This window comes from Streptomyces sp. S.PB5, assembly GCF_030403745.1.
Classification (GTDB): Bacteria; Actinomycetota; Actinomycetes; order Streptomycetales; family Streptomycetaceae; genus Streptomyces.
In genome coordinates, this window is the sequence record NZ_JAQMWP010000009.1 from 210,098 (window position 1) to 226,082 (window position 15,985).

General features: G+C 70.7%; 14 protein-coding genes. 13 read left to right on the forward strand and 1 reads right to left on the reverse strand.

Annotation, left to right across the window (positions count from 1 at the left end):
* The first annotated feature begins 26 nt into the window (after nt 1-26).
* The 8 genes from PH203_RS24565 to gatB all read left to right on the forward strand — a co-directional run bounded on the left by PH203_RS24565 (nt 27) and on the right by gatB (nt 10,574).
* Nucleotides 27-725, forward strand: a complete 699-nt coding sequence (locus PH203_RS24565; protein ID WP_289922653.1) for an SDR family oxidoreductase — start codon at nt 27-29, stop codon at nt 723-725.
* 275 nt (nt 726-1,000) lie between these two features.
* On the forward strand, nt 1,001-2,002 hold the full coding sequence (locus PH203_RS24570) for a methionine synthase (RefSeq protein WP_289922654.1): 1,002 nt from the start codon (nt 1,001-1,003) through the stop codon (nt 2,000-2,002).
* 15 nt (nt 2,003-2,017) lie between these two features.
* Entirely contained in the window at nt 2,018-4,210 is a 2,193-nt protein-coding gene (gene ligA / locus PH203_RS24575; RefSeq protein ID WP_289922655.1) for an NAD-dependent DNA ligase LigA, read from the forward strand.
* A gap of 281 nt (nt 4,211-4,491) precedes the next feature.
* Complete coding sequence (locus PH203_RS24580; protein WP_289922656.1) at nt 4,492-6,738, forward strand: bifunctional diguanylate cyclase/phosphodiesterase; 2,247 nt, start codon at nt 4,492-4,494, stop codon at nt 6,736-6,738.
* A 274-nt stretch (nt 6,739-7,012) separates the two neighbouring features.
* Nucleotides 7,013-7,309 carry an Asp-tRNA(Asn)/Glu-tRNA(Gln) amidotransferase subunit GatC gene (gene gatC, locus PH203_RS24585; protein WP_007384860.1) on the forward strand — a complete coding sequence of 99 codons (297 nt, stop codon included), beginning with the start codon at nt 7,013-7,015 and terminating at the stop codon, nt 7,307-7,309.
* A gap of 5 nt (nt 7,310-7,314) precedes the next feature.
* Nucleotides 7,315-8,808, forward strand: coding sequence for an Asp-tRNA(Asn)/Glu-tRNA(Gln) amidotransferase subunit GatA (gene gatA, locus PH203_RS24590; protein WP_289922657.1), 1,494 nt, complete (start codon nt 7,315-7,317; stop codon nt 8,806-8,808).
* Nucleotides 8,805-9,044, forward strand: coding sequence for a hypothetical protein (locus PH203_RS24595; protein ID WP_097269292.1), 240 nt, complete (start codon nt 8,805-8,807; stop codon nt 9,042-9,044). Before gatA ends, PH203_RS24595 begins: the two co-directional genes overlap by 4 nt.
* Before the next feature lie 15 nt (nt 9,045-9,059).
* The gene (gene gatB / locus PH203_RS24600; RefSeq protein WP_289922658.1) at nt 9,060-10,574 is read left to right on the forward strand and encodes an Asp-tRNA(Asn)/Glu-tRNA(Gln) amidotransferase subunit GatB; all 1,515 of its coding nucleotides are present in this window, start codon (nt 9,060-9,062) and stop codon (nt 10,572-10,574) included.
* A gap of 82 nt (nt 10,575-10,656) precedes the next feature.
* On the opposite strand, the gene PH203_RS24605 is transcribed toward gatB, so the two are convergent.
* Nucleotides 10,657-11,463: a methyltransferase domain-containing protein gene (locus PH203_RS24605; RefSeq protein ID WP_289922659.1), complete on the reverse strand. Its 807-nt coding sequence runs from the start codon at nt 11,461-11,463 to the stop codon at nt 10,657-10,659.
* A 139-nt stretch (nt 11,464-11,602) separates the two neighbouring features.
* Here PH203_RS24605 and PH203_RS24610 point away from each other — a divergent pair, with 139 nt between their 5' ends.
* From PH203_RS24610 to PH203_RS24630, 5 genes are all read left to right on the forward strand, one after another.
* The gene (locus tag PH203_RS24610) at nt 11,603-11,911 is read left to right on the forward strand and encodes a hypothetical protein (RefSeq protein ID WP_289922660.1); all 309 of its coding nucleotides are present in this window, start codon (nt 11,603-11,605) and stop codon (nt 11,909-11,911) included.
* Nucleotides 11,912-12,097: 186 nt separating this feature from the next.
* A complete protein-coding gene (locus tag PH203_RS24615; RefSeq protein ID WP_289922661.1) occupies nt 12,098-14,353 on the forward strand; it encodes an MMPL family transporter in 2,256 nt (751 codons plus the stop codon).
* Complete coding sequence (locus PH203_RS24620) at nt 14,331-14,903, forward strand: GNAT family protein (RefSeq protein WP_289922662.1); 573 nt, start codon at nt 14,331-14,333, stop codon at nt 14,901-14,903. The genes PH203_RS24615 and PH203_RS24620 overlap by 23 nt, the downstream gene beginning before the upstream one ends.
* 35 nt (nt 14,904-14,938) lie before the next feature.
* On the forward strand, nt 14,939-15,553 hold the full coding sequence (locus PH203_RS24625) for a hypothetical protein (protein WP_289922663.1): 615 nt from the start codon (nt 14,939-14,941) through the stop codon (nt 15,551-15,553).
* Between the two features lie 196 nt (nt 15,554-15,749).
* Nucleotides 15,750-15,935, forward strand: a complete 186-nt coding sequence (locus PH203_RS24630) for a hypothetical protein (protein ID WP_289922664.1) — start codon at nt 15,750-15,752, stop codon at nt 15,933-15,935.
* The last annotated feature ends 50 nt before the right edge of the window (nt 15,936-15,985 follow it).

Below are 15,985 nucleotides of genomic sequence, written 5' to 3' on the forward strand. Positions count from 1 at the left end.
TCGAGTGAGCGGCGCCTGATGCGACGATGACGTCCATGGCTACTCATGTGATCACCGGGGCCGGCTCCGGCATCGGCGCGGCCGTCGCCCGCCGCCTCCACGCGCGCGGGGACGAACTCGTGCTCCACGCGCGCGACGCGGCCCGTGCGAAGGATCTGGCGGCGGAGTTCCCCGGCGCGAAGACGCTCGTGGGGGATCTGGCGGATCCGGACAAGCTGTCCTGGGCCTTCTCCCACCAGTCGCTGCCCGACCGGGTCGACTCGCTGCTCCACATCGCGGGCGTGGTCGACCTCGGCCGCGTCGGCGACCTCACCCCCAAGTCCTGGCGCCACCAGCTGAACGTCAACCTCGTCTCCCCGGCGGAGCTGACCCGGCACTTCCTGCCCCAACTCCGGGTCGCGCAGGGCCATGTGGTGTTCGTGAACTCGGGCGCCGGTCTGAACGCGCACGCCGAGTGGTCCGCGTACGCGGCGTCCAAGCACGGTCTGAAGGCCCTGGCGGACTCGCTGCGGCACGAGGAGCACGGCAACGGGGTGCGGGTCACCTCGGTGTATCCCGGGCGTACGGCCAGTCCCATGCAGGCGAAGGTCCATCAGCAGGAGGGCAAGGAGTACGACGCGTCGCGGTGGATCGACCCGGAGTCGGTGGCGACGGCGATCCTGACGGCGCTCGATCTCCCTCGGGACGCGGAGATCAACGACCTGACGGTCCGCCCGGGGCGGTAGCGGGGACTTTTCTTCGCCCCCGCCGCCCCTACCCGTCCCGTACCTGGGGGCTGCCGCCCCCAGACCCCCGCTTCGGCCCTGAAGGGGCCTCGTCCTCAAACTCCCCCAGAGGGGGCACCCCCAGACGGGCTGAAAACAGCCCCTCCGGCGTTTGAGGAGCGGGGGTCCAGGGGGCAGCGCCCCCTGGGACGGGAACGGGAAGGGGCGGCGGGGGCGAAAAACGGTCCAGGCCGGGGCCGGCGCACCGCGCCCCACCACCTACGTAGGCTTCACACGTGACCGCAGACTTCACCTTCGCCCCCGCCACCGGCATCGGCTCCCTCCCCGGCGGCGACGCCCGAGAGGCCGCCAGGACCGCCACCGGGTCCTTCGAAGACTTCCCCTTCCTGCCCGAACTCCCCGCCCGCGGCCCCGGCGCGGACATGATCGGCCGGACCGCCGGAATGCTCGTCGAGGTGTTCGCGCGCGTGGAGCCCAGCGGATGGCGGATCGGGGACCGCCCGGGCCGGGACACCAAGCGCGCGAGGTCATGGCTCGGCGAAGACCTCGACGCGCTGGAGGAGTTCACCCAGGGCTACGAGGGACAGCTGAAGGTGCAGGCCGTGGGTCCCTGGACCCTCGCCGCCGCGCTGGAGCTCAAGAACGGCGAGGCGGCCCTCGGCGACCCGGGCGCCTGCCGCGACCTCGCCGCCTCCCTCGCCGAGGGCCTGCGCGAGCACCTCGCGGAGCTGCGCCGCCGCGTCCCCGGCGCCCAGCTCGTCCTCCAGCTCGACGAGCCCTCCCTGATCACCGTGCTCCGGGGGCAGGTCAAGACCGCCAGCGGCTACCGCACCCACAGGGCCGTGGACCGCCAGATCGTCGAGGCCGCCCTCCGCGACGTCATCGGGGTTCACGCGGACGGCCCCGTCGTGGTCCACTCGTGCGCACCGGACGTCCCGTTCGCCCTCCTGCGCCGGGCGGGTGCGGCGGCGATCTCCTTCGACTTCGGTCTTCTCACCGAGCGTGACGACGACGCGATCGGCGAGGCGGTGGAGAGCGGCACCCGGCTCTTCGCCGGTGTCGTACCGGGCACGGACACGGCATTGTCAGACCCTGCCGGTAGCGTCATGGGTGTCAGGACGTTGTGGCGCAGGCTGGGGCTGCATCCGGGGCTTCTCGCGGAGGCGGTCACGGTCACCCCGGCGTGCGGACTCGCGGGGGCCTCCCCGAGTTACGCGCGCAGGGCTCTCGCCCACTGCGTCCAGGCGGCGAGATCCCTCGCGGACAACCCAGAGTAACGGGAGGACAACACGGTGGCCGGCGACAAGCAAGCGGAGACGACGGTGCCCGCCGAGGCACGGGAGAAGCACGCGAAGCTCGCTGAGCAGATCGAGGAGCACCGCTTCCGGTACTACGTGAAGGACGCTCCGGTCATCAGCGACGCGGAGTTCGACAAGCTCCTGCGGTCTCTCGAGGCGCTGGAGGAGGAGTACAGCGAGCTGCGGACGCCGGACTCGCCGACCCAGAAGGTCGCGGGGGCGTACGAGACGGAGTTCACCTCGGTCGAGCACCGCTCCCGCATGCTCTCCCTGGACAACGCCTTCAGTGACGAGGAGTTGGCGGCCTGGGCCGAGCGCGTCGCCAAGGACGTCGGCACCTCCGACTACCACCTCCTGTGCGAGCTGAAGGTCGACGGCCTCGCCGTCAACCTCACCTACGAGCACGGCCGCCTCGTCCGCGCGGCGACCCGCGGCGACGGCCGCACCGGCGAGGACATCACGCCCAACGTCCGCACCATCGCCGAGATCCCGGACCGGCTCACCGGTGACAGGGTCCCCGACCTCGTGGAGATCCGCGGCGAGGTCTACTTCCCGATGGAGAAGTTCGAGGAGCTCAACGCCCGCCTGGTCGAGGCCGGCGACAAGCCCTTCGCCAACCCGCGCAACGCGGCGGCCGGTTCGCTGCGCCAGAAGGACCCGCGCGTCACCGCCACCCGCCCCCTCCACATGGTCGTCCACGGCATCGGCGCCCTGGAGGGCTTCGACGGCCTGACCCGTCTCTCCCAGGCCTACGACCTCCTCAAGGAGTGGGGCCTGCCCACCGCCAAGCACAACAAGGTGGTCGACGGGCTCGACGGCGTACGGGAGTTCATCGCGTACTTCGGCGAGAACCGGCACTCGGTGGAGCACGAGATCGACGGCGCGGTCGTCAAGCTCGACGAGATCCCCCTCCAGGGCCGCCTCGGCTCCACCTCCCGCGCCCCGCGCTGGGCGATCGCATACAAATACGCGCCCGAAGAGGTCAACACCAAGCTCATCAACATCCGCGTGGGCGTGGGCCGCACGGGCCGCGTCACGCCCTACGCCCAGGTCGAACCGGTCACCGTCGCCGGCTCCGAGGTCGAGTTCGCGACCCTGCACAACCAGGACGTCGTCAAGGCCAAGGGCGTCCTCATCGGCGACACTGTGGTGCTGCGCAAGGCCGGTGACGTGATCCCCGAGATCCTCGGACCGGTCGTCGACCTGCGCGACGGCAGCGAGCGCGAGTTCGTGATGCCGGCCGAGTGCCCCGAGTGCGGCACGGCCCTGCGGCCCATGAAGGAGGGCGACGTCGACCTGCGCTGCCCCAACGCCCAGAGCTGCCCGGCCCAGTTGCGCGAGCGCCTGTTCTACCTCGCGGGCCGCAAGTCGCTCGACATCGAGCACTTCGGGTACGTCGCCGCGGCCGCGCTCACCAAGCCGCTGGAGCCCGCCGATCCACCGCTGACCGACGAGGGCGACCTCTTCGACCTCACCATCGAGCAGCTGCTGCCCATCAAGGCGTACGTCCTCGACCAGGACAGCGGTCTGCCCAAGCGCGACCCGAAGACCGGCGAGGAGAAGATCGCCACGGTCTTCGCCAACCAGCAGGGCGAGCCGAAGAAGAACGCGGTCGCGATGCTGGAGAACATCGCGGCGGCCAAGGAGCGGCCGCTCGCCCGCGTCCTCACCGGGCTGTCGATCCGGCATGTCGGGCCGGTCGCGGCCGAGGCGCTGGCTCGTGAGTTCCGCTCGATCGAGCGCATCGAGCAGGCGACGGAAGAGGAGCTGGCGGGCACCGACGGGGTCGGCGGGATCATCGCGAAGTCGCTCAAGGAGTGGTTCGCCGAGGAGTGGCACCAGGAGATCCTCCGCAAGTGGCGGGCCGCGGGCGTCCGTATGGAGGAGGAGGGCTCCGGCGAGGACGAGGGCCCCCGCCCCCTCGAAGGCCTGACCGTCGTGGTCACCGGCACGCTGGAGCGGTTCACCCGCGACGGAGCCAAGGAGGCTTTGCAAACTCTGGGCGCGAAAGTGACCGGTTCTGTTTCGAAGAAGACGTCTTTCGTCGTTGTAGGCGACAATCCTGGTTCGAAGTACGACAAGGCGATGCAGCTGAAGGTGCCGGTTCTGAACGAGGACGGCTTCGACGTCCTGCTGGAACAGGGCCCGGAGGCAGCCGCCGAAGTCGCACTTCCCACCGAGGAGTAGGCAAGGAGCAGGACGGAGTAGCGGTTGAAGGCCACCCGATCGGCGCATACCAGATGCATACGGGTGGCCGGGGCGCATTCGGGCAACCGTCGACGACCGCTGCCCGTGGAAGCCTTCTGCGGCCTACTGTTGAGATGTGCGCCTGCCGTGCCCAGCTGCGGTTGGGGCATCCCCTTGCTCCTCGAGAGCAGGGGGAAGGGCTTTCCAACGCGGCGCCGTAGAGGGTTTGTCGGGCAACGGGCCGCGTGGCGTGGGCACCGCCGGCTGTGAGAGGGACGGGAATGGAACCGACCGAGAGCGCCGCCCCTGACTCACGGCTGCGCCGGATGACGGGCGCCCTTCGGGGGAGCCGGTGGACGACGCGGTCGTCCGCGAACCGTCCGGGCGAGGCGGGGCGCGTCGGCGGACTCTACACCGCGGTGGACGACCCTACCGCCGTACAACTCGCCGCCCAGCACACTTCCGGGCTGCCGGGAGCCGGGCCCGAACGTCATCTGTCCTGGCCCGCGCTGCCCACGGCGGTCGTCGCGGCCGCCGGGTTCGTGCTCGGCGCCGGCTTCTACCGGGCCTTCACCGGCAGCCACGCGCTCTTCCCGTCCGGCACCGTCGGCTGGTCGCTCGCCGTGCTGACCGGCGTCATCGTCGGCCATCTGGTCGCGCTCGGCCGCGCCCGCTGGTGGGGCGGCACCGGCTCCGGCGCCGCCCTCACCCTCGCCGTGCTGATGCTGTACGGCTGGGTGCCGGCCGGCATGGTCAGCCTCACCGTCGTCGTGCTGGTCGGGATAGCCAGGCGGAACCGCTGGCGACAGGGGGTGCTGCACGGCGCGGTGGACATCCTCGGCATCGGCGCCGGCGCCCTGGTGCTCGCCGTGTTCGGCCGCGTCCCGTCCGTCGAGACCCCCTGGAACCCGGACACCTGGACCGTCTACACCGCCCCCCAGGTACTCCTCGTGGCCGCCGCCTACCTCGTGGTCACCCGCACGCTCCTGTGGTATCTGCACGCCCCGCGCACCGGCGGCCTGCCCACGGTCGCCCGCACCGCCCTCCTGAGACAGGGCCTGGTCGCGGTCGCGCTGCTCGGCATCGCCCCGCTGGTCTGCGTCGTCGCGGTCGCCAAGCCGGTGCTGCTGCCACTGTTCGCCATCCCGCTCATCGCCCTCGACTCCACCCTGTGGATAGCCCGGGCCCGGGCGGAGGAGCAGCTGCGCGATCCGCTGACCGGGCTGCCCAACCGCCAGTGGCTCCTCGAACGCATCTGGACCGCCCTGGACGACGCCGAGCGCATCGGCGCCCGGTCCGCCCTGATGCTCATCGACCTCGACCGCTTCCGGTCGGTCAACGACACCCTGGGCCACCTGGCCGGTGACCGGCTGCTCCTGCAGATAGCCGACCGGCTGCAGCGGGCCCTGCCGCGCGGGGCGGAGGCCGCACGGCTCGGCGGGGACGAGTTCGCCGTCTTACTGCCCGTCGCCGACTCCACGACGTCCGCGACCCGCGTCGCCCGCAACCTCGTCGCGGCCCTGAGCTCCCCCCTCGACCTCGACGGCCTCACCCTGGTCCTGGAGGCCAGCGCCGGAGTCGCCGTCTTCCCCGACCACGCGCTCGACGCGGAGGGGCTGCTGCGGCGGGCGGACGTGGCGATGTACCAGGCGAAGCGGGACCGTACGGGCGTGGAGGTGTACGAGTCCAAGCGGGACTCCAACACTCCGGACCGCCTCGGCCTGCTGGGCGACCTGCGGCGCGCGCTCGACGCGCACGAGGTCGAGCTGCACTACCAGCCCAAGGTCCGCTTCGACGGACAGGTGGCGGGCCTCGAGGCCCTGGTCCGCTGGGTGCATCCCGAGCGCGGGAAGGTGCCGCCGGACGAGTTCATCGCCATCGCCGAGTCCTCCGGGCTGATGCCGCACCTCACGGAGTACGTCCTCGACACCGCGCTCGGCCAGGTCGCCGTGTGGCGCGCTCAGGGCCTGCACGTCCCGGTCGCGGTCAATGTCTCCCCCCGTGACGTCCACACCCCGGGTTTCGCGGGCTCGGTGGCCGCCCGGCTGGCCCGCCACGGCGTCCCCGCGGGCTCGCTCCAGCTGGAGATAACGGAACACGTGCTCCTGGAGGACCCGCAGCGCGCCGCCGACACCCTCGCCGGTCTGACGGGGCACGGCGTGAAGATGTCCCTCGACGACTTCGGCACCGGCTACTCCTCCCTCGTCCACCTCCGCAGCCTTCCCGTCAGCGAACTGAAGATCGACCGCTCGTTCGTGGCGCGCCTTGCGGTGGACGCCGAGGACGCCGAGATCGTGCGCTGCACGGTCGATCTGGCCCATTCGCTCGGCCTCCTGGTGGTCGCCGAGGGCGTGGAGGACGACGAGACCTGGGAGCGGCTTCGCGACCTGGGCTGCGACGCGGTGCAGGGCTGGCTGGTCGCGGCGGCGATGCCGGCCGAGGAGACGACGGCGTGGCTGCGGGCGCGGGGTTCACGGGGCTGGCAGCGGCCGCGGGCGGCGCTGCCGGCAGCTGCGGCCGACGAGTAGGGCTTTTCCTCGCCCCGCCGCCCCTACCCGTCCCATCACTGGGGGCTGCCGCCCCCAGACCCCCGCTTCGGCCCTGAACGGGCCTCGTCCTCAAACGCCGGACGGGCTGAAAAACCCAGCCCCTCCGGCGTTTGAGGAGCGGGGTCTGGGGCGGAGCCCCAGAAGGATGGGACGGGTAGGGGCGGCGGGGGCGAGGAAACCGCGTCACCGTCACCGGCCCCCGCCCCATAGGATTGGCCCCAAACCACACACACTCACCCCAGAGGATCGCTGCATGCCTGGCATCACGCGCGAGGAGGTCGCCCACCTCGCCCGGCTGGCGCGTCTGGAGCTGAAGCCCGAAGAGCTCGAGCACTTCGCGGGACAGCTGGACGACATCATCGGCGCGGTCGCACGCGTCAGTGAGGTCGCCGACCAAGACGTACCGCCGACCTCGCACCCGCTCCCGCTGACGAACGTCATGCGGGCGGACGAGGTCCGTCCGTCGCTCACCCCCGAGCAGGCGCTCTCCGGCGCCCCGGCCCAGGAGCAGCAGCGTTTCAAGGTGCCGCAGATCCTGGGGGAGGACTAATCGCCATGACGGACATCATCAAGCTCACCGCCGCCGAGACCGCCGCGAAGATCGCCTCCGGCGAGCTCACCGCGGTCGAGGTCACCGAGGCCCACCTGGCCCGTATCGAGGCCGTCGACGAGAAGGTGCACGCCTTCCTGCACGTCGACCGCGAGGGCGCGCTGGCCCAGGCCCGTGCCGTCGACGAGAAGCGGGAGCGCGGCGAGAAGCTCGGCCCGCTGGCCGGTGTGCCGCTCGCGCTGAAGGACATCTTCACCACCGAGGGCATCCCGACGACCGTCGGCTCGAAGATCCTCGAAGGCTGGATCCCGCCGTACGACGCGACCCTCACCAAGCGCCTCAAGGCCGCCGACGTCGTCATCCTCGGCAAGACCAACATGGACGAGTTCGCCATGGGGTCGTCGACGGAGAACAGCGCTTACGGCCCCACCGGCAACCCGTGGGACCTCACCCGCATCCCCGGCGGCTCCGGCGGCGGTTCCTCCGCCGCGCTCGCCGCGCACATGGCGCCCCTCGCCATCGGCACCGACACCGGCGGTTCGATCCGCCAGCCGGCCGCCGTCACCGGCACGGTCGGCGTCAAGCCGACGTACGGCGCGGTCTCCCGCTACGGCATGGTGGCGTTCTCGTCCTCCCTCGACCAGGGCGGCCCCTGCGCCCGTACGGTCCTGGACGCGGCGCTCCTGCACGAGGTCATCGCCGGGCACGACCCGCTGGACTCCACGTCCATCGACGCGCCCGTCCCGCCGGTCGTCGAGGCCGCCCGCAACGGCAGCGTCGCCGGGATGCGCGTCGGCGTCGTGAAGCAGTTCCGCGGCGAGGGCTACCAGGCCGGTGTCATCCAGCGGTTCGACGAGTCCGTCGCGCTGCTGAAGGACCTCGGCGCCGAGATCGTCGAGCTGGACTGCCCGTCCTTCGACCTCGCCCTGTCGGCGTACTACCTGATCGCGCCCTCCGAGTGCTCCTCCAACCTCGCCCGCTTCGACGGCCTGCGCTACGGCCTGCGTACCGGCGACGACGGCACCCACTCGGCCGAAGAGGTCACCTCCCTCACCCGTGAGGCGGGCTTCGGCCCCGAGGTGAAGCGCCGCATCATGCTCGGCACGTACGCGCTCAGCTCCGGCTACTACGACGCGTACTACGGCAGCGCCCAGAAGGTCCGTACGCTCATCACGCGCGACTTCGAGAAGGCGTTCGAGCAGGTCGACGTCATCGTGTCGCCGACCACGCCCACCACCGCCTTCCCGATCGGCGAGCGCGCCGACGACCCGATGGCGATGTACCTGGCGGACCTCTGCACCATCCCGACCAACCTCGCGGGCAACGCGGCCATGTCACTCCCGTGCGGTCTGGCACCCGAGGACAACCTCCCGGTCGGTCTGCAGATCATCGCCCCGGCGCTGAAGGACGACCGTCTTTACAAGGTCGGCGCCGCCGTCGAGGCCGCCTTCGTGGAAAAGTGGGGGCACCCGCTTCTCGAGGAGGCACCGTCACTGTGAGCAAGCTGACCAAGGCGAAGGACTTCAAGAAGTCCAAGTCCGGTACGTACCTGTCGATGGCCACCACCGCGTTCGGCGCGTTCGGTGTCGCCAAGCAGATCAAGAAGGCCCGCACCGAGCAGGACACGCTCCGGCTGATCGACGCCACCGTCTCCGCGGTCGCGATCGTCACCGGCCTCGCCATCCTGTACCGCGAGCTGAAGCGGCTGGGCGACGACGACGTCCTGCTGGGCTGAGAGGGAAGTTTCACCGTGACCACCACGACCGACCTGGTGTCGTACGAGGACGCACTCGCGTCGTACGACCCCGTCATGGGCCTTGAGGTCCATGTCGAACTCGGCACCAAGACCAAGATGTTCTGCGGCTGTTCGACCGAGCTCGGTCAGGACGCCAACACGCAGACCTGCCCCGTCTGCCTCGGCCTGCCCGGCGCGCTCCCGGTCGTCAACGCGACCGGAGTCGAGTCGGCGATCAAGATCGGTCTCGCGCTGAACTGCGAGATCGCCGAGTGGTGCCGTTTCGCCCGGAAGAACTACTTCTATCCGGACATGCCGAAGAACTTCCAGACCTCCCAGTACGACGAGCCGATCGCCTTCAACGGCTACCTCGACGTACAGCTGGAGGACGGCGAGACCTTCCGTGTGGAGATCGAGCGCGCCCACATGGAGGAGGACACCGGCAAGTCGACCCACGTGGGCGGCGCGACGGGCCGTATCCACGGCGCCTCGCACTCCCTCCTCGACTACAACCGCGCCGGCATCCCGCTCATCGAGATCGTCACCAAGCCGATCGAGGGCGCGGGCGAGCGCGCTCCCGAGGTCGCCAAGGCGTACGTCCGTGAGCTGCGCGAGGTCATCAAGGCGCTCGGTGTGTCGGAAGCCCGCATGGAGATGGGGCAGATGCGCTGCGACGTGAACCTGTCGCTGCGCCCGAACGGCACCGAGAAGTTCGGCACGCGTTCCGAGACGAAGAACGTCAACTCGCTGCGTTCCGTGGAGCGCGCGGCCCGCTTCGAGATCCAGCGGCACGCGGCCGTCCTGAGCAGCGGCGGGACGATCATCCAGGAGACCCGGCACTTCCACGAGGACACGGGGTCCACGACCTCCGGTCGTGTGAAGGAAGAGGCCGAGGACTACCGGTACTTCCCGGAGCCCGACCTGGTCCCCGTGGCCCCCTCGCGTGAGTGGGTCGAGGAGATCCGGGCGGCGCTTCCCGAGCTGCCGCTCGCCCGCCGTACCCGGCTGCTCGCCGAGTGGGGCATCTCCGCCACCGACATGCAGGCGATCCTCAACGCCGGTGCGCTGGACCCGATCGTCGCCACGATCGACGCCGGTGCCGACGCTGCCTCCGCCCGTAAGTGGTGGATGGGTGAACTCGCTCGCAGCGCCAACGAGTCGGGCACGTCCCTGGACGAGCTGGCCATCACTCCGGTGCAGGTCGCCCGTGTCTCCGAGCTCGTCTCGAAGGGCGACCTCAACGACAAGCTGGCCCGTCAGGTCATCGAAGGCGTCCTCGCGGGCGAAGGCACCCCGGACGAGGTCGTCGAGAAGCGCGGTCTGAAGGTCGTCTCCGACGAGGGTGCCCTCGGCACCGCCGTCGACGAGGCCATCGCCGGCAACCCGGGCATCGCCGACAAGATCCGCTCCGGGAAGGTCGCCGCCGCCGGCGCCCTGGTCGGCGCGGTCATGAAGGCGACCCGCGGCCAGGCCGACGCGGCCCGCGTCAAGGAGCTGATCCTGGAGAAGCTGGGCGTCAGCGAGGGCTGAGCGCACGAAGAAGGGGGCCTCATCCGTACGAAAACTCGTACGGATGAGGCCCCCTCCTTCATGTCAGCTCCTTCAGGTCAGCTCACAGACGGCGGCCCACGACGCGGACGAAGCCCAGTGCCCGGCCCTCGTCCGCCCGTACCGCCTCGCCGACCCGGCGGGCCATCGTGCGATGGAACTCCTCCGGGCTCTCCTCGGCGATCACGTCGCACCACAGCAGCCAGTCCCGCCAGCCGTCCGGCTGCCAGTCCGCCGTCTCCACGGCGACGGCGCCGCTGCGGGTCCACTGGCGGCGCCACCAGTCGGCGGAGTGGAAGCACCACCAGTCGGGCTCCCAGTGCCCCTTGAGGTGCTCGGGCGGCTCGGTGCCGTCCAGTTCCTCCCGCACCGCGGGGACGACGATCCCGATCCGCCCGCCGGGCTTCAACAGCCGGGTCAGGGTGGGCAGATAGAGATCGTTGGTGCCGAAGTACTGATACGCGTCGACGCTCACGATCGCGTCGAAGCTCGCCTCGGCGAACGGCAGGTCGTGCGCCTCCGCGTGCACGGGCAGCACGCGGTCGGCGAATCCGGCCTCGGCGATGCGCTGGGCGTTCTCGTCGGGCCTGATCCACAGATCGGCCGCGGTGACCTGGGCGTCGTACTCCCGTGCGAGGAAGACCGAGGTCATCGCGCGGCCGCAGCCGAGGTCGAGGACCCGGGCGCCGGGACGCAGACCGTCCAGGCCGAGCGCGGGGGCCAGCCACTCCAGCAGCCACAGGGCGTTCGGGCCCATCTGGTTCTCGACGACCCAGCGGACGTCGTAGTGGTTGCTGCGCGGATAGCGGGGGTGGGTCAGCCGCTGGGCGAGGGCCTCATCCGAGATCCTCGGGGTGGTGATGTCCTGCATCGGTGAACGGGCTCCTTGAGTCCGGGAAAGCGGAAAGGGATACGTCGGAGCTCGGTCGGACGCTCAAACAATGCACCTGCTTCGGCCAGGGGCGCACAGGCCCGGGGATTCTCAGCCGGACACGCTACGCTCGCCCGCCATGAACGCGCACCCGGATTCCGACTCCGACATACAGGAGGAGTACGACGACCAGGTCCTCGACGCCCGGCGGGCCCGCTGGACGGCGTCCGGGACCGGGGGACTGCTGGCCCTGGTGGGCCTGGCGGCGTCGGCGCTCCGGCTGAGCGGTACGGCGCCCACGCTGGTGCCGGCCGCGTACGCCCTCGGCGCCGTGGTGTGTGCGCTCGCGGCGGTCCTCGGGGCGCGCGGGCGGACCCGGCGGGCGCTGTGGCTGCTGATCGGCGGAGTGATGGTGATGGCTCTGGGTGACCAGGTCGACCGAGGGTGACAGAGCGGCCGTTACTGTCCTGTGATCTGCCTCCCACTCCTGTGAATAAACCCACGAATGGCGTAAACGATCACTTCCGGCTGCAAGAGTGGTCCTTGCATTGCTCATGCGTTCTTTGCGGGCCGTTCACATGATGGGCGACTGTTCCCGGTCAAAGATCCATAAATCCACCCGGGAGCACGTTTCGTGGCAGCCCTCGCACGCTGGTGTGTCCAGCGCCGCCTCGTCGCCGTACTGCTGTGGCTCCTCGCCTTCGGCGGGGTGACCGCGGCCGCCGCCGTCACCGGCTCGGCGTACTCGAACGACTACGAGGTCCCCGGCACCGAGTCGGGCCGCGCCACCCAGCTGCTGCGGGAAGGCTTCCCGGAGCTCGGCGGCGACACCGACACCGTCGTCTGGCACACCACCTCCGGGACCGTCCGCGCCGCCACCGTCGAACAGACGATGACGCAGACGCTGGACCAGATCGCCGAACTGCCCGGAGTGGCCGCCGTCACCAGCCCGTACGACGTCCAGGGCGCGGCGCAGATCAGCGGGGACGGCCGTACCGCCTACGCCACCGTCATCTTCGACGACCGCGCCGAGGACATCGACAAGGCCGAGGCGCAGGCCGTCGTCAGCACCGCCGAGGCGGCCGGGCGCGACGGGCTCGAGGTGGAGCTGGGCGGCAGTGCCATCGCGCTCACCGAGTCGTCCGGCGGGCATCTCGCCGAGGCCGTCGGGGTGCTCGTCGCCGCGGTCGTGCTCTTCCTCGCCTTCGGCTCCCTCGCCGCCTCGCTGCTGCCCATCGCCACCGCACTGGTCAGCGTCGGCACGGCCTACGCCGGGATCGTGCTGCTCGGGCACGCGATGACGGTCGCCGACTTCGCACCCATGCTCGGGATTCTGATCGGGCTGGGCGTCGGCATCGACTACGCGCTGTTCATCGTGACCAGACACCGGCGCGGGCTGAAACGCGGCCTCGACGTCGGCGAGTCGATCACCAACGCCGTCGCGACCACCGGACGCGCGGTCGTCTTCGCGGGTGCCACGGTTTGCATCGCCCTGCTCGGGATGCTGATCCTGCGGCTGAGCTTCCTCAACGGCGTCGCGATAGCCGCCTCGCTGACCGTCGTCCTCACCGTCGCCGCCTCCGTCACCCTGCTGCCCGCGCTGCTCTCCCTCATCGGCATGCGTGCCCTGAGCCGACGGGAACGGCGGCACCTGAACGAGCACGGGCCCCAGCCCGAACTGCCCACCGGGCTCGCCGCACGCTGGTCGGCGTTCGTGGAACGCCACCCCAAGCTGCTCGGCGCGATCGCGCTGGTCGTCATCACCGTCTTCGCCCTGCCCACCCTGGGCCTGCGGCTCGGCACCTCCGACCAGGGCAACAACCCCGAGACGTCCACCACCCGCCAGGCCTACGACCTCCTGGCCGACGGCTTCGGCGCCGGCGTCAACGGTCCGCTGACGCTGGTCACCCACGTCGACGGCGCCGAGGACAAGCTGCTCCTCGACAACCTCGACGCCACCATCCGCACCACCGAGGGCGTCGCCTCGGCGACGCCGGTGACCTACAACGCGGGCGGCGACACCGGGTACTTCACGATCGTCCCGGACTCCGCCCCGCAGTCCCAGCGGACCAGCGAGCTCGTCGACCGGCTGCGCTCCGAGGTGCTGCCCCGCGCGGAGACCGGAACCTCCCTCGACATCCAGGTCGGCGGGGTGACGGCGTCGTACGACGACTTCGCCGAGGTGATCGTCGGCAAGCTGCCGCTGTTCGTCGGGGTCGTCATCGGTCTGGGCTGCCTGCTGCTCCTGCTCGCCTTCCGGTCCGTCGGCATCCCGCTGAAGGCCGCCGCGATGAACGTCGCCGCGGTGGCCGCCGCGTTCGGGATCGTGGTCGCGATCTTCCAGTGGGGGTGGGGCAGCGAGTTCCTCGGCCTCGGCCGGGCCGGACCGATCGAGCCCTTCCTGCCCGTGATCATGGTGTCCGTGCTCTTCGGACTCTCCATGGACTACCAGGTCTTCCTGGTCAGCCGGATGTACGAGGAGTGGCTGGAGACCGGCGACAACCGGCGGGCCGTCCGCGTCGGGCTCGCCGAGACCAGCCGGGTGATCAACTCCGCCGCGGTCATCATGATCTCGGTCTTCCTCGCCTTCGTCCTCAGCGGTGACCGGGTGATCGCGATGTTCGGCATCGCACTCGCCGCCGCCGTCGCTCTGGACGCCTTCGTCCTGCGGACCCTTCTCGTCCCCGCCCTGATGCATCTGCTCGGCGGCGCCAACTGGTGGCTGCCGGGCTGGCTGGACCGCCGGATGCCCCGCATCAGCATCGAGCCTCCTGAATCCCGGGCCGCCCATGAAAGGGTGGACGCCGTCGTGGGTGACATCGACGACATCGACGACATCGAGGACATCGAGAAGGAGCGGGACGAGGATGTACGCGACATCGCTGGGTGACGGCGCCGAACTGCGGCCCCTGGAGCCCTGGCACGCCGAGGAGTTCCTCGCGAACCTGGAGCGCGGTCGGGAGTTCATCGGGCAGTTCATCCCCTTCGGCTCCGCGGTCGTCGACGTGGAGTCCGCGCGGGAGACGCTCCAGCGCTACGCCCGGATGCGCGCCGACGACACCGGCGGTTACCACGGCATCTGGCTGGACGGAAAGCTCGTGGGCGGGGTGCTCACCCTCAACTTCGACGCCGCCCAGGGCAACGCCGAGGTCGGCTGCTGGCTGGAACGCGCCGCCACCGGGCGCGGGCTGATCACCCGCGCGATGCGGCTCCTCATCGACTGGTGCGTCGAGGAACGCGGCATCCACCGGGTCGAATGGGTCGCCGCCGCGGGCAACACCGCGAGCCTCAACGTCGCCCGGCGGCTGGGATTGACCCGCGACGGCGTCCGCCGGCAGGCCCACCTCTATCGTGGGGTGCGGCACGATCTCGAGGTTTGGTCGGTGCTGGCGCCCGAGTGGCGTGAGGCACGCGCGCGTGCCGCCCACAACGATCATTAAGAGACCTCTCAGACGACGTACGTACGGTGCGAGGTATGGGAACCAAGACTGCTGACGAGACCGGGGCCGAGACGGGCCCCGAGGCGACGACCGACGAGGAGAAGGTGGACGTCACCAAGGCTGACGTCACGAAGACCGACGCCACCGACGCCGACGCCACCGACGAGGTGACCGAGGCCGGCTCCGGGGCCGAGGGCGACGACTCCGAGGACGACGGCGAGGCCGAGGGCCTCGCCGAGAAGGAGCAGGAGGGTCCCACCGGCGTCGGCCAGGGCGCGGCGGCCGTGGTGTCCGCAGCACTCGGCCTGGTCTCCCTGACCGGTGGCTGGATCGGCACCGTCGCCTCCGCCCGCGAGAACCTCGTGGGCCAGCTGGAGACCGCGTCGACCGCGAGCGTCGCCAAGCAGGTCAAGGAGATCTACGGCGACGCCTGGCAGGCGTCCGCGCTGTGGGCCGGCCTCTTCGCGCTGGTCGCGCTGATCGTGGGCGTCCTCGTGCTGATCCGGCCCGCCTTCGGGGCGCCCGGCAAGCCGCAGGCCGTGTGGATCAAGTCGGTCGCCTGGGGCGGTGTCGCGCTCGGCGTCATCGGCCTGCTCCTGGCCGTGCTCAAGTACACCGACGTCCTGCTCGGACTGCCCTCCGCAAGCTGAACCACCGCAGGTCCCGAGGGGTCTTAGGGCTGCCGTAAGCACCTTACGCAGCGCCTGAGGCCCCTTAGGCATGTCTAAGGCCCCACCGGCCGCCGAAGATGCGGAACTCTCCCGATGTGGCGGACCCACCTTGGAGACGAAGGTTGAGGCATCGCAGAAAGCGAAGCACGAAACCGGTTCTCACAAGGGACACACCATGAACGAGATCGCCCTCATCCAGGTCCGCACCGACGAACTCATCCGCCAGGCCGACCACGAGCGCCTGGTCCGTGAGGCCCTCCGCGGCCGCCGCGCCGCTCGACTCGAGGCCGCCCGCAAGGAGGCGGAGAGCGAGTCGCATACCAGGCGCCACCGCCGGCTCCGGTTCCTGCGCGCGGCGTGAGCGCCGGGGGGAGGGAGGACGGCCGCACATCGCATGGCGAAGCGGCCGTC

Bases quoted from the DNA above. Each gene is read 5' to 3' on its own strand.
- PH203_RS24565 (WP_289922653.1), top strand. From the start codon at position 27: ATGACGTCCATGGCTACTCATGTGATCACCGGGGCCGGCTCCGGCATC.
- PH203_RS24580 (WP_289922656.1), top strand. From the start codon at position 4,492: ATGGAACCGACCGAGAGCGCCGCCCCTGACTCACGGCTGCGCCGGATG.
- gatC (WP_007384860.1), top strand. From the start codon at position 7,013: ATGCCTGGCATCACGCGCGAGGAGGTCGCCCACCTCGCCCGGCTGGCG.
- gatA (WP_289922657.1), top strand. From the start codon at position 7,315: ATGACGGACATCATCAAGCTCACCGCCGCCGAGACCGCCGCGAAGATC.
- PH203_RS24605 (WP_289922659.1), bottom strand. From the start codon at position 11,463: ATGCAGGACATCACCACCCCGAGGATCTCGGATGAGGCCCTCGCCCAG.
- PH203_RS24610 (WP_289922660.1), top strand. From the start codon at position 11,603: ATGAACGCGCACCCGGATTCCGACTCCGACATACAGGAGGAGTACGAC.
- PH203_RS24620 (WP_289922662.1), top strand. From the start codon at position 14,331: ATGTACGCGACATCGCTGGGTGACGGCGCCGAACTGCGGCCCCTGGAG.
- PH203_RS24625 (WP_289922663.1), top strand. From the start codon at position 14,939: ATGGGAACCAAGACTGCTGACGAGACCGGGGCCGAGACGGGCCCCGAG.
- PH203_RS24630 (WP_289922664.1), top strand. From the start codon at position 15,750: ATGAACGAGATCGCCCTCATCCAGGTCCGCACCGACGAACTCATCCGC.